A 13308-nucleotide genomic window follows, 5' to 3' on the forward strand; every position below is an offset into this window, starting at 1 on the left:
ATAAGATTTCTCAGCAACAACAAAAAGAACCGAAGGTAATATACGGTTCTTTTTGATCTGTATTTTACGCCCAAATGCACATTACTATGCTCACCTAGTGTAGCCATTACCAATCCCAGGATAAGAGGAGGACTGTCTCCTCTCCCCGTACACCGGATAGGAAACTAACGGGTGTTGCTGCCCTTGCGGTTCGTAGCTGTCTTGCCGTACCAGAGGTGGTTTCGGGCAATCGACAGGTGGACCGATCGTCGTCGTGCTTTTGATTGGCGCAAGTGCTTGTGTCACCGCAGCTTGATCTAAGCAATAAGTATGTGCAAGCATGTTTCTCGGAGCCAGCCTGAGAAAATCGGAAACCGCGATGAATTCGGGAACAGGTGCGTCAAATATCGCTAACAGATGTGTATCATCTTCCGTAGCCATCTCCCAGTGGAACCAACCTTGTGGAATATTAGCCACTTGGCCTGGTGTAATCGTATAGTTAAGCACGGTTTTAGTGAACGGATTCAGGATTGACACAATAGCTGCGCCGCGGATGCAATATACCAGCTCAGAGGCATTCTGATGAATATGCGGTTCAACGACATTCCCTTTGGACAAGTAGATGTCTAGCAGAGATACGTTGCCAAGCGTATTAAGTTGCTGAATACTCAAGGTGTTAATAAAATTATGCCTATCCTTCGTGAAAGTACGATTGTTCTTCAGATCGTAAAAGTATTGCACATTCGGTGAAGTGAAATCCATGTAAGATACGGCCATCCGCTCAGCCTCCTTATTGTAGAATCATTATTACTAAGCGTATTCCATTGTATCTACAGCCATGACTAATGCACGCCTTCCTGATTAAGGCAAAAAAAACCGGTCTGAACCTAAGTTCACACCGGCTGGTATTGCTAATAATAATCGTTGACCCACAGCTTCTCTTCGTTATCTCAAAACTTCTTGAATAAATCGCTCGAGCGCTGTGATATCTGTAATGTGCTTATTGCATTCCGTACTATTCATGCACAAGTAGTTACCAACGGCTTTGTAATAATCCGGGGAAGCATGTGCCGGCCTCGATTTGGATACCGCGGTAAATAAGGCGATCTCTTCTTGTTTGTTGCATAAAAAGCAATAGCCTTTTTTGTTTGCAGGGGTCATCTTCCCTTCAATCCCGACGACTTGTCCGTCTAAAGGGTACACGATGAACAATTTCCCCGTCGCAATGCTGTTCCATCCCAGATAGGACAAATACCTGTTATGGTTAGTCAAATCAGGAATTGGCAATTTTTTATTTTTGTGAAATAACTTTTGGATCTGTTTTTCTGTAACTTGCGGAAACGTAGTCCTATACGACTCCAACAACAGGAGAAATTGCTCGAAGTCCTCTGCAGTCTGAAGCGAGAGAATCTTTTGAAACAGCTCTCTAGGAATCTCGTTTTCTGAATCCGCAAAAAGCTCACTAATCTTGAATTCTGTGCTATCTCGGACAGCTTCTATGACCTTGCGATCGGATACGGTTTGGTACGTTCGCTGCAGATAGTTAATTTCTTTCTTAATAAAATTATATTGATGGTTTCTAATGAATTGTCCGTACATGACGTACTCAGCCCCTTATTAAGAATTGAAATGGAAATAAGGTGCAAAGCCCATTAATTAGAAACGATAGATACTGGACATGAGCGATATGATCTTCAAATGTTTCCCCCATGCAAAGAATCGCCCCAATAAGTAGGCTTTGCATGAGTTAAGCTAGTCCCGGCAACATGATTTGCCATGGTATACCACCTCCCGAATACATAACTTGATGATAATACGATCTATTCATATTTTCAAGGTAGGTTTATTGGGAACCCTCCCTTTCTGCATGACATTTTCCCTAGATCATGATGCTTCTTCATAAAAACTCCACATATGGATATAGTTACTTACCGCTACCCCCTGCTAGTTTCGTGAATATATTATGTTTTATGTGGACTCTATAAAGTTTGCAAAATTCTAATAGTTTTGGAGGAGATTTTGTGAGATTTGTTATGAAACTACGCATGTTTATCGACAACAATGTAGAGCTGGTTCTTTCAAACGGAGATATCGTTAAAGGCATTCTGGCAGAAGTGAACTGTTCTTACGTGATCGTTCGGACAGCAGGCGTAATCGGTTACGATGGTGAAGAAGAAGTACTTATCCGCACCCGTCTGATTGATTATGTTCGGGTTATTTAATAAGTACCGAAAGAAATCGGAGATGACCGTTGGCCTAATTATAGTTTCGTACCGGAGTCACGATACGCTTACCCAATTCGTAACCAACTGTTGCAAAGCTTCTTTGAGCGTTCCTATGTATCTAGGGGATGTAGAGAACAATCTCTTGACCTTGTATGGTGAGTCTAACCATTGTGAGCCAACTGAAAAGTTCGTTTTGATGACAGATGACCTTAGCGATCCATTGGAACTGAAGTGGATGATCGAAACGCTTCAAAATGGGCAGTCTGATGTTATTTTAACGCAAGGAAAGATCAGGTTGGACCCATTCTTAAGTGTCTCACCTTTGTCACTATGGGACAGGTTAATTAATGAGTTCTCCGATAGACCTGAGTTGGGCAGTGCCTCACTTGCCAATCTTCCCATTGCCCTGCCCTTTTCTGAGTGGAGCGCTCACAACGGACTTCAAATTCTTAGAAATCCTATGCAATCACACCTTATATTAACCAAGTCTCAATGGCGTATAGGTGTAAACGAGCGCTTATCGTCTCCGCTGTCTTCTCTCGAGCAGCATTGTGTAAAGACTTCTTTTGCGATAAAAGAACGGCTTGAAGCTTTCCTCTCTCTCTTACCCCCTCCAAGAGGAGGTTGGAATGATGGAGCTCGAAGAAGGGATATGGTCGAGAAGCTTAACCAAGGTAGCTTATTATTGCCTCCTCCGTGCCCCGGCACGGACTTCTCTTTTAAAGGGAGTACCGATGATGCGAAGTCGTTATCTGTGATTATCCCCGCACAGAACGAGGAAGCTACGATTGGGCAAGTCATCCTGGAAGCTCAGATGCTTGGTCCAAAGGAAATTATCGTGGTCATCAATGGATCAAGCGACCAGACCGAGATGATTGCCCGGGCGCATGGAGCAGTTACCCTAAGCTTTCAGGAACCGCTTGGTACGGATGTAGGCCGAGCAATTGGAGCCTATGCTGCGCAAAGTGAGATTTTACTATTCTTAGACGGGGATTTTATCATCCCGTGGCAAGATCTTTCACCTTTCGTAGATTCTGCTGCAACCTGCTGTGATTTGGCAGTTAATCAGTTGAATCAACATTTAGGCATGCGCATGCCTCCTGGAACGGTAACAGCTCTGAAATATGCGCTGAATGTCGCGCTTGGCAGAGAAGATCTCGAGAATGCATCGCTCGTCAACGTACCGTTTGCCATGAACCGGCGAGCACTGGAAGTCATTCATTGGTCAGATCTGCAGTGTCCACCCAAAGCTTATGCATTGGGACTTCTTGGAGGGTTGCACAGCTTGCCGGTACACCATGTCGAGGTAGACAGACTAAACCGTTACCGACACGGTAAACATGATTTGGCGGGAGAACGATATTCTCAAGCGGCGATACAAATTATTGGCGACCATATCGAAGCCATGCATACTATTTTGGACAGAAAAGGAGGAATGGATCATCATGATGAAGCGTGAACCCGGCATGGTCAGTGTCGTTATTACCAACTTTAACCGAGAATTATATCTGACTGAATGTCTCAACAGCCTCCTACATCAAACCTATCTGAATATAGAAATCATATTTGTAGATGATGCTTCCACAGATCGATCGATCGAAGTCGTACAGTCGTGGATGACGGAAAATGAGGTCAATCTCGATCGTTTTATCCTTGTTCGCTTACCGAGAAATGTTGGCTATGCCGGTGCATTGTCCACGGGTTTATTCTTAGCCCGAGGAGAGTACATCGCCGTTCAGGACTCCGATGACTTCTCTCATGGAGCCCGTTTCGAGAAGCAGGTGAATTTCCTTCAAAACCATCCTGAACTTGCCTTGGTTGGATGTAACTATGCTTCCTTTAAGAGCGAACATAATCGAGAATATGTCCCAGCTAACTGGCTGAAGTACGGTGAGGAAATACGTAAAGTTTACCAGAATGGCGGCCACTGTGTGTGCAATGGCACGATCATGTTCAGGGGAGCGATTTTCGACCAGATTGGAGGACTTACAAGGCGGATCGATGGCGCTGAGGATTATGAATTTATAGTAAAGTTTCTCAATATTGGAGCTCGAATCGATAATATTCGCGAAGTTTTATATTACTATCGTTTACACAGCAATCAGAGATCTCTAGCTTATTTCGGAAAAGGGGGAGATCCTACATGATCGTTTCTCCACTGTCTGTGTTGATGGTACTTGATCAATTGGCCCCAGCTGGCACGGAGACACATGTTCTAAGCTTGACAAAGTCTTTAATTCAAAGAGGTCATAGAGTCGCGCTGGTATCGTCCGATGGTGAACTTCGTTCCTCGTTTGAACAAGCTGGATGTACGGTATATCTCTTGGATTCTCCTGAAGGTGGGTCCACCAACCGCTCGGGATGGATCGAGAAACTGCAAAATATCATGAAGATGGGCAATTTCGATTGCGTTCATGCGCATCAAACTCCCTCTGGTCTTTTGGCTGCAGAAGCTGCGAACACTGAAGGTATTCCCTTGATTTTCACAACCCATGGGACGTATTACCCGAAAGACAGTCTTGGGTTTCTCCTCTCCCAATCGAAAGCCGTAATCAGTGTAAGCAAACCTGTCCAACAATACGTGGATCATATCGGCTATCCGTCATATTTAATTCCAAACGGTATTGATCTTGGGGAATTTTATCCGTCGTCTCAACGTACCAAGGTGCGCTCGGAACTCGGTATTTCCGAATCATCCATTCTCATCGTTTATGCCAGTCGTTTGGCTTGGGGCAAAGCGACGGCTTGTGACATCCTGCTGCGTGCGATGAAGGATCTCCATCGATATGGCTGGCTGCAGTTCGAGCTTGTCGTCGTAGGTGACGGTCCGAAGCGGGATGCGATTCAGCGACTAGCCGACTTCATTCATCAGGAAAGCGGCAGGACGTTCATTCATTTAGCCGGACAGCAAACCCACATGCATGATTATTATAACGCTGCCGATATCGTGGTCGGAACTGGACGGGTTGCACTCGAGGCACTGGCTACGGAGAAACCGGTGCTGGCCATCGGCAACAATGGTTTCTTCGGATGGGTGGAACCTGACAATTACGAGGATGCTTGGTCGCTCTACTTCGGTGATCACGGATCAAATGCTCCACATTCCCGATATCTGTTTGCCGATCAAATTGTAAGAGGTTATCAGAGATTGGACGTCTTAAAGGCGCAAGGACGAGCAAACAGACGGTGGGTCGAACACTTGTTTCATAGTGAGCGTAACACGGATCAGCTGATCCACATCTATCAATCAGTTTCACGGCTATCGCGAGAAAGGGGACAATTATGAAACGCATTCTATATTTGGGTTGGATTGGCTTTAATAATATTGGTGATGAACTGATGTGGCAATTGTTTCGAGAATTAAGTTGGAAATATCTCCCCTCCAAAACGTATGATGTTATCCCCTCGATTCCAGGTGTGGATATTCGAAATCACGGTCCCTACGATACCATTGTTCTGGGTGGTGGATCGCTATTAATCCCTGGCTATATCGACGTTGTTTACCAGGCTATTCAAAAAAATAAACAAGTGATCATCTGGGGAAGTGGACATGATCGTCCAGAGTACACGCCATTAGATGAATCAGGTCAAACCTCCCTCCATCTGGCCTATACCGGAGAGCATAAACCGACAAGCGCAAAGCTCGCTGAAGTTGTCCGCCAGTCTGCTTTCTGCGGAGTACGCGGTCCACTCTCGCAGCAGTTTCTCCAGCATTCTGGTGTAGACATGGAGAAAACTATGATCAGTGGCGATCCCGCATTGCTGCTGCCAAGTCCCCTTCGTAAGAAACGTGAAGGTTCGAAACGTGTCATTGGTGTCAACTGGGGAACAGCGTATAATCGCATTTTTGGTGGTAGTGAGGAAAAAGTAGAAAAGCATTTAGTCGAGGCACTTCGGCGTTTGATTTGGCAAGGCTACGATATTACGATTTTTCCAGTATGGGGTCCTGACCGAGAAGCATGTGAGCGTCTTTACCGTAAGCTTGGTGACACGGAGCATGTGAAGCTAGATCAGCGACTGCATCATTACGAGGATTTGATCGAAATCATGCAAACCTATGACTTAACGATCAATTTTAAGCTGCACAGCAATTATCTTTCCGCAGCTGCTGGAGTCCCCTTCATTTGCCTAGGCTACCGCTTTAAGTCGTTGGATTTCGGTTACTCCATTAACCTGCCAGATTATATACTGCCTACACATCACGACCAGTTAATGGATGCCATTCTAGATAGAGTTGCGAAGATCGAAGTAAATCAGGGTTACATTACGGAGCAATATGAGGTGAATAGGAACTCTTTCCAGACGTTGCTGGAGCTACCATTCAAGGAAAAGCTTTTCTAAAACAAGCGTATATGTACAAACATTCAAGCCGCGGTTTACGCGGCTATTCCTTCTCCTAATTAGTACCGTTCTGCTTTACTCACATTGTTTATTAATACATAAATCGTTACGTACACGATACCAATAAATAAGCCAAATAATAAACAAAAGAAAATCGAATGACTTGTTAAACTCTCTTTTATGATGTCAGTTACTTTACTCCAATCCGTAATTGCTTCCCAACTATTTAATCGGTATTCTCTTCCCAACAAAATGCCATACCCACCTGCTACTGATGTTAAAATAACAAAACACCACGCTATCATTTTGTTGTATACATTCATTATGATGTATTGAAGTTGATACATGGATATGGCTCCAAGCAACAAACTAGTCCAAGAAAATAGATTTATAACTAAAAAATCAATCCAATACGCATAACGCATATTCGTGTTATTTACATATATCTCGTTCTTTAAATTCAAATGAATGAGATCCGTTATCACGTACGGGGAATTCGGAAAGAAAAGTAACCATAGCATACCAATTAAAACAAGAAAAATGGTCTTCACTTTACTACGCTTGTAAATCAGATAAATCACTGTAGACAGAACAAAAGGAATCCAAGCCAAAAATAAATTCCAGATTAAGAAATCATAATAGGTTTTATTCCTACAAATGATATAAACAACAATATTCAATATAGACAGGCTGACTAGAAAGACAAATAAGCTTTTATGGTTCAAATCCTTCATTGAAAATCCCCTTTAGATGGATTGAAATCCCCGATTCACCGGGATCCGTTTACTTCAACTTGATTTCAAAAGGTTGCTCGATCCAAGATGGATAATTCGTGATTTCAAATGTGAATGGATTTGTATAAGGTTTATCCAAGATTAATTGAGAGTTAATCATACTCTCCATCCCGCCTTCGTTCGTTGAGGTTGAGGTCGTACGATAGCTGCCCCATTGAAACTCTGTCCCCTTCGCATCATGAACCTTTCCATCAAGAATGGAAAACCCGAAATGGTCTCGATCCGGATCCGATCGGACACCTAATACAATGCTATAATGATCATCAGCAACTTTATCTACGGTTATGATTCGAACTTTATCGTCTGGCGCTTGCACGATTCTTTGCTCATCCAAATCGAGCTGCATTTCCAGTTTCGATTTATCTAGCGCCATGATGCGGCTGCCTTTTAATACAAGATGCTTCGGCTTGGAAAAAAAGGCACTCTCAAACTGCAGTGTTTGTCCACCGTCTTGATTACCAAACCAGCCTTGATTACGTAGTTCCTCCCCCGTATCCGTTACAATTCGTAAGTCATTTATTCCAAATAGCTTCATCGAATTACTTGCGTCAAATGCAACTTCTACTTGAATGCTTGTGGGATTAATCGTGGCTTCCTTAAACAGTACACGTTGACCATCGACAGTAACCGTTTGCCCAAGCGGAATCGTTTCTTTCAACCCTTTAAAACGTGCTTTATCAATGGGAATGACTGCGTTCCATGTTTGATTTTCGAATGGCATCAACTTAAAACTAACCCCAACGCGCTCGGGCATCTTTTGACCAGCGGATAACGTGATATCCATCCTATCTAGAAATTCCTGTCTTGGCTTCCCATGTGCACCTGTCGCTGCATAACCAAAACCGATTCCAACTGGAAGATCTTCTCCTGTATCGGCATCATATACCCGGAGATGATCGTAAGGTATCGTTTCTACAGCAGATGGCATTTTCATAGTGAAAAATACATTTAACCGGGTATCGTCGGCGATTATACCTTGCACTGTAAACGTGACGCCGACATGGCTGTCGCTAGCATCCACCGGCTGTACGAATTCGCTCCTGACAGCTCCTTGGAGCCCTTTGTCGCCAGCCACCAAAGTGACTATACCCGATAGGCCGGGTAGTCCCGCAACCAATGAAGCAAATGCAGGAGATACGCGTACCATGCCAAGTAAAAACATTCCCGCGATCAGCATGCTTACTGCAGTAGCATAACGTCGACCAGCACGTTGACGGTTCCGTCTTTTCGACACGACCATGCCTTGTCGAATCACTTCATCCAGTTGCGATGGTATCGCAATTGTCTGTAGTTTCGCCCCTTCTTCCTGTAAAAGCTCTTCCAATCCATTCTCAGGTTTAAGCAAAGCAAGTTACCTCCTCGCCAAGTGTTTTCCGCAGCTTGACAAGCGCTTTATGCAGTCTTGTTTTGACCGTACCTTCCGGACATTCGAGCAATGCTGCGACCTCGCTCAATGTAAACTGTTGATAGTATTTTAAAATAATGATTTCTTTCTGCTCAGGCGGCAACTGATCCACGGCTTGACGAAGGCTGACCCTCGTGTCGCTCGTATCTTCAAAACCTGCGCCTTTCGATTCTTTTCCTGTAAAAGCCATCTTTCGTTTCCTTCGATATTCATCCGCACAGGCATTTAGTAAAATGCGTACAAGCCAAGTATCGAAATACTCGGGCTGCTTCAGCTTTTTCAGGTTTTGGAAAGCTCGGCATACCGTCTCTTGAACGGCATCTAATGCATCCGTTTCATTATGCAAGTAACCGATCGCAATCCGAAACAGCCGCTCCTTTCGCGTTTCCAGTAACGCAAGGAAGGCCTCTTCTTTTCCTGCTTTTGCTGCTGCTACCCAATCTTTCGTATCCAGCCAAAACCCCTCCTTGCCGTTTTCCTACCTATTAGACTGCAAAAAGATGGAAACGGTTTTGGTTCGTGATAAAAAAAGCCACCGGGCAACTAACACCAGGTGACTAAGGTCATCTTATTATGAATGAATCGACTTACGTTTGAATAATAAGTACAAAAAGAACGGGGCTCCGATCCCCGCTGTGAATACACCTGCTGGAATATCAAGCGGCATGAACAGCATTCTACCGGCCAAATCAGCCAATAGTAGCAATATCGCCCCAACTAAAGCCGCAACAGGTATCACGAACGAATAGGAGTTACCTACAAGTCTGCGAGCAATATGTGGGGCCATGAGGCCAAGGAAGGAAATCATTCCCGCTACACCAACAGCAGCACCGGCAAGTGCTACGCTGTAGAGCAGCACGATGATGCGGGTAATCTGGATTCGACTGCCAAGCCCCGTAGCCATTGCATCACCAAGGGTCTGAATCGTTAGTTCTTTGGCAAATACAAAGGATAACGGCATAAAGACAAGTATCCAAGGAGATATAACCTGAACGTACTTCCAACTTATCCCGTAGATGCTGCCCGTCATCCAGTTTAGCACTTGAGCCGCCAAATAAGCTGGCCCGCTAATGAGGAGAAACATGGTAATTGCTCCCAATGCGGTCGAGAGTCCAAGGCCAATGAGTACAAGCCTGTAGGTCGATACACCTCGCTTCCAAGCCAAGGTGTAATTGATCAGGACCGCGAGCAGCGCTCCTATCACGGCAACGACGGGTACCCAGTGAACGCTATAGCCAGAGAACAGTGTAAGAAAGGCAACAGCTGCCGCCGATGCGCCTCCGGTGACGCCTAGAATATCCGGGGAAGCGAGCGGATTCCGAATCACCCCTTGCAGCAAAGCGCCTGACACCGCCAACGCGGCCCCGATCAGAATGGCGGCAAGGATTCGAGGCAGTCGAAATTTTAAGAGAATAAGTTCTGAACTTCCCATGTTTTGGCCGGTTAACGAGCGTAAAACCTCTTTCAGCGGGATATTTACACTGCCGACAGAAAGGCAGAACATCGCGAGCACGATCATCCCGAGAAGTAAACTAAGGATGATGAGTGCTGCTCTTCGCGTGCGTTTGCTAGTCATGTTCCTTCCTCCTTGCCGCATGGACCAGAAAAGGAACACCCAGCATCGCCGTAGCAATTCCGACAGGAACTTCCTTAGGCATTAAGACGAAACGCGCAGCAAGATCTGCTGCCACAAGCAGCACTGCTCCGTATATGGCGCAACATGGCAGCAGCCAACGGTGATCTTGTCCAATCAGCGACCGGCACAGATGCGGAACGATCAGGCCGACGAATGCGATAGGTCCAGCGGCTGACACTGAACTTCCGGCGAGCAAAACAACAGCTAACGATGACAGCATCCGGACGAGTGTCACCCGTTGGCCGAGTCCCTTCGCACTTTCCTCGCCTAACTTAATAATGTTGAGCGAATTGGCTAGCAGCAGCGAGAGGCCTACACCGATCGCCATGTAGGGGGCTACAGCAAGCAAATGCTCTAATTTTCTCCCTGACACAGAGCCGATCATCCAGAACAAAGCTGTGTCCAACGACTGTTTGTTAATCAGGATTAAACCTGACGTAATAGATGAAGCAAATGCGCCCATTGCCGCGCCAGCGAGTGTGAGCTTAACCGGTTCGAACCAACTCCCCCGCATCGCCAACGCGTAGACACATACCGCCACAAACAGCGCACCGGCAAAAGCGATCCAAATCATCGAATTCATTGTTAGCGACGATCCGTATAGGACCAGCCCGATGACAATAAATAAGGAAGCTCCGGCATTAATGCCGAAGATGGAGGGTGACGCCAACGGGTTGCGAGTCAACACTTGCATGACCGCGCCCGCTACCGCTAGGCTTGCGCCTACGGCAGCTGCGACCAGCACACGTGGTACCCGGGTCGTTCTAAGAATCAAATGCTCGTTCGAGCCGTCGAAATGCTTGTAACTTTCCCACAAGTCATTAAGCCCAAAAGTACGCGCACCAAATAATACACTAACTGTAGCAAGCACCAGCAAGAACACAGCTCCTGCCATCAATCCAATTATTTTGCTTTGGCGCGTGTGGAGCAAAGATACCGAGTTATTTGACATCGAAATACTTAATCAACTCATCCAGCAACAAGTTAGCCGCTTTGTAGCCACCTGCTGAGTTCCAAATGCCTTCATCGACCTGAATGACTTTATTCGTTTTTGCTGCATTCAAATTTTTAAATAACGGATCGTTCTGCCATTCCTTCACCACATTCGCAGCATCCGTCTTCCCTTTCGCTTCCGTCACGAAGTAGAATAGGACATCTCCGTCCATTTTGGCGATTGCCTCTTTATTCAAGACTTCAATGAAAGAGTCCTTGTCCTGTGCCTCAGGACGTGCAATACCAAGTTGTCCAAGCAGGACGCCGGCGAATGTCTGTTTCTGATAAATGCGCACCTGAGACGCTGAGAAGCGTACCAGCGAAACTTTCGTTGCTGCTTTGTTCCCAAGCTTTGCTTTTACTTCTGCTACACGTTTGTCGAATGCAGCCATCGCTTTATCGCCTTCATCCTTCTTATTTACCGCTTCGGAGTAAAGTTTGAAATTGACTTTCCAATCTCCAACTAAGTCAGCTGCAAATACAGTAGGTGCAATTTGTTTCAACTGATCGTAAATCTTCTCTTGTCTCACCTTGTTTCCAATAATCAAATCCGGTTTCAAGCTGGCAATCAATTCGAGATTCGGTTGTAATTCATCCCCAACCACTGTCACATTTTGCATATCATTCTTAATATGGTCATACCATGGTTCACCCAACCAGGACATGACAGCGCCAACCGGCTTCACGCCGACTGCCAGTAATGCTTCCGTCCCCTCATTGGTCAAAATAACGACACGAGATGGCGTCCCTTTAATTGTCGTTTCCCCCATTGCATGTTTAATGACTCGCGTCGTATCAGCTTCCTTATTTACTGCGGCCGTTGGTGAGCTGCTAGTAGCTGGGACCGGCGTCACTCCATTGGTTGTTGTAGGCGTTGTAGTGGACCCCGTGGAGCAAGCGCTGAGCAGTAATGTGAAACAAATGACGACCATCGTTGTCATCCAAGCTTTAGACTTCTTATACATCTGTGTATTTCCCTCTTTCTTATAGTGATAATGATTCTCATAACCATTACTACTATAGCGTTTAAGCCCCCCTGCCACAATGGAATATGTCGACGACGAGAATGGATTATTGCGACGAATGTCAATGTCATACGACTCTTTGAATCTTTTGGGAGATACCCCTTCCTGCTTTTTGAAAATCCGACTGAAATAATAACTGTCCGCGTAGCCGACACTCTCAGCAATCTCTTTCAGTGTTCTGTCGGTGTAAATCAGAAGTTCCTTCGCTTTATTCACCCGCAATTGGATAAGATAATCGATTGGACTTGTATTCATTTGATTCTTAAACAAACGGAGCAATTGTCTGGACGTACATTCCAGTGTGTCAGCCAATTCTTCCAGTGACAAAGCTTCCTGATAATGCTCTTCCATATAATAGACGGCTTGGCTCACAAGATCCGGTTGGATGATTTCGACACCTTGCTCGTACAACTGCTCGACCAGTTCGTAAAGTAATTGATAGAATAGCGTCTTTACTTTAAATTTATCAAGCGGGCTAGGTGCCTGCCAGATCTGATACATATGCTCCAACCTCTCCAGCCAAGAGATGGGATACTTGGGCGCTAAACTATAGCGCAGTTGGAACGGATTATCCCGCTCCATGAGATTGACCAGCTCATATCGGTTGGGAAGTGGCAATATAGCCTTATACAGCACCATAAAATACTCCAATTCCTCAGCGGCCGCAATATCCAGCTTAAGTCCCTTCCCTACATGAAGTACATGGTATCGAAGCATTCGGCTTTCAGTGCCATCAATAAAAAGCTGGGCACTGCCCTTCGTAACATATAGGAAAGCGCTTGTCGGGACGCGATAACCGCGCATCACTTCACCAGGTTCAAGCAGCATGCGGCGAACGTCCATCACTCGGATGAGAACCTGATTCCACAACACGAGATGGTCGTTTATTTTCATAAATCTGTCATTCCTT

The 13308-nt window shown here is 45.4% G+C and carries 13 protein-coding genes; 5 read left to right on the top strand and 8 right to left on the bottom strand.

Annotated features, from left to right (window positions below; genetic code table 11):
• Positions 1-90: 90 nt before the first annotated feature.
• Entirely contained in the window at positions 91-756 is a 666-nt protein-coding gene (locus AC58QT_RS04965; protein WP_497407957.1) for a cupin domain-containing protein, read from the bottom strand.
• Between the two features lie 168 nt (positions 757-924).
• Positions 925-1578, bottom strand: coding sequence for a FusB/FusC family EF-G-binding protein (locus tag AC58QT_RS04970; protein WP_497407958.1), 654 nt, complete (start codon positions 1576-1578; stop codon positions 925-927).
• A 422-nt stretch (positions 1579-2000) separates the two neighbouring features.
• Between AC58QT_RS04970 and AC58QT_RS04975 the strand changes: the two genes are divergently transcribed.
• The 5 genes from AC58QT_RS04975 to AC58QT_RS04995 all read left to right on the top strand — a co-directional run bounded on the left by AC58QT_RS04975 (position 2001) and on the right by AC58QT_RS04995 (position 6545).
• Positions 2001-2201, top strand: coding sequence for a hypothetical protein (locus tag AC58QT_RS04975; RefSeq protein ID WP_310224787.1), 201 nt, complete (start codon positions 2001-2003; stop codon positions 2199-2201).
• A 115-nt stretch (positions 2202-2316) separates the two neighbouring features.
• The gene (locus AC58QT_RS04980) at positions 2317-3663 is read left to right on the top strand and encodes a glycosyltransferase family 2 protein (RefSeq protein ID WP_497407959.1); all 1347 of its coding nucleotides are present in this window, start codon (positions 2317-2319) and stop codon (positions 3661-3663) included.
• Positions 3650-4351, top strand: coding sequence for a glycosyltransferase family 2 protein (locus tag AC58QT_RS04985; RefSeq protein ID WP_497407960.1), 702 nt, complete (start codon positions 3650-3652; stop codon positions 4349-4351). Before AC58QT_RS04980 ends, AC58QT_RS04985 begins: the two co-directional genes overlap by 14 nt.
• Positions 4348-5490: a glycosyltransferase family 4 protein gene (locus tag AC58QT_RS04990; RefSeq protein ID WP_497407961.1), complete on the top strand. Its 1143-nt coding sequence runs from the start codon at positions 4348-4350 to the stop codon at positions 5488-5490. Before AC58QT_RS04985 ends, AC58QT_RS04990 begins: the two co-directional genes overlap by 4 nt.
• Positions 5487-6545, top strand: a complete 1059-nt coding sequence (locus AC58QT_RS04995; protein ID WP_497407962.1) for a polysaccharide pyruvyl transferase family protein — start codon at positions 5487-5489, stop codon at positions 6543-6545. Before AC58QT_RS04990 ends, AC58QT_RS04995 begins: the two co-directional genes overlap by 4 nt.
• 59 nt (positions 6546-6604) lie before the next feature.
• Here the strand turns inward: AC58QT_RS04995 and AC58QT_RS05000 are convergent, their stop codons facing one another.
• From AC58QT_RS05000 to AC58QT_RS05025, 6 genes are all read right to left on the bottom strand, one after another.
• A complete protein-coding gene (locus AC58QT_RS05000) occupies positions 6605-7279 on the bottom strand; it encodes a DUF1361 domain-containing protein (RefSeq protein WP_497407963.1) in 675 nt (224 codons plus the stop codon).
• Between the two features lie 49 nt (positions 7280-7328).
• Positions 7329-8684, bottom strand: coding sequence for a DUF4179 domain-containing protein (locus AC58QT_RS05005; protein ID WP_497407964.1), 1356 nt, complete (start codon positions 8682-8684; stop codon positions 7329-7331).
• Positions 8677-9198 carry a sigma-70 family RNA polymerase sigma factor gene (locus AC58QT_RS05010; protein WP_497408089.1) on the bottom strand — a complete coding sequence of 174 codons (522 nt, stop codon included), beginning with the start codon at positions 9196-9198 and terminating at the stop codon, positions 8677-8679. The genes AC58QT_RS05005 and AC58QT_RS05010 overlap by 8 nt, the downstream gene beginning before the upstream one ends.
• Before the next feature lie 117 nt (positions 9199-9315).
• A complete protein-coding gene (locus tag AC58QT_RS05015) occupies positions 9316-10320 on the bottom strand; it encodes a FecCD family ABC transporter permease (RefSeq protein WP_497407965.1) in 1005 nt (334 codons plus the stop codon).
• Complete coding sequence (locus AC58QT_RS05020) at positions 10313-11332, bottom strand: FecCD family ABC transporter permease (protein ID WP_497407966.1); 1020 nt, start codon at positions 11330-11332, stop codon at positions 10313-10315. Before AC58QT_RS05020 ends, AC58QT_RS05015 begins: the two co-directional genes overlap by 8 nt.
• On the bottom strand, positions 11322-13292 hold the full coding sequence (locus AC58QT_RS05025; RefSeq protein WP_497407967.1) for an ABC transporter substrate-binding protein: 1971 nt from the start codon (positions 13290-13292) through the stop codon (positions 11322-11324). The genes AC58QT_RS05020 and AC58QT_RS05025 overlap by 11 nt, the downstream gene beginning before the upstream one ends.
• Positions 13293-13308: the final 16 nt, after the last annotated feature.

Source organism: Paenibacillus sp. J31R109 (assembly GCF_059692055.1).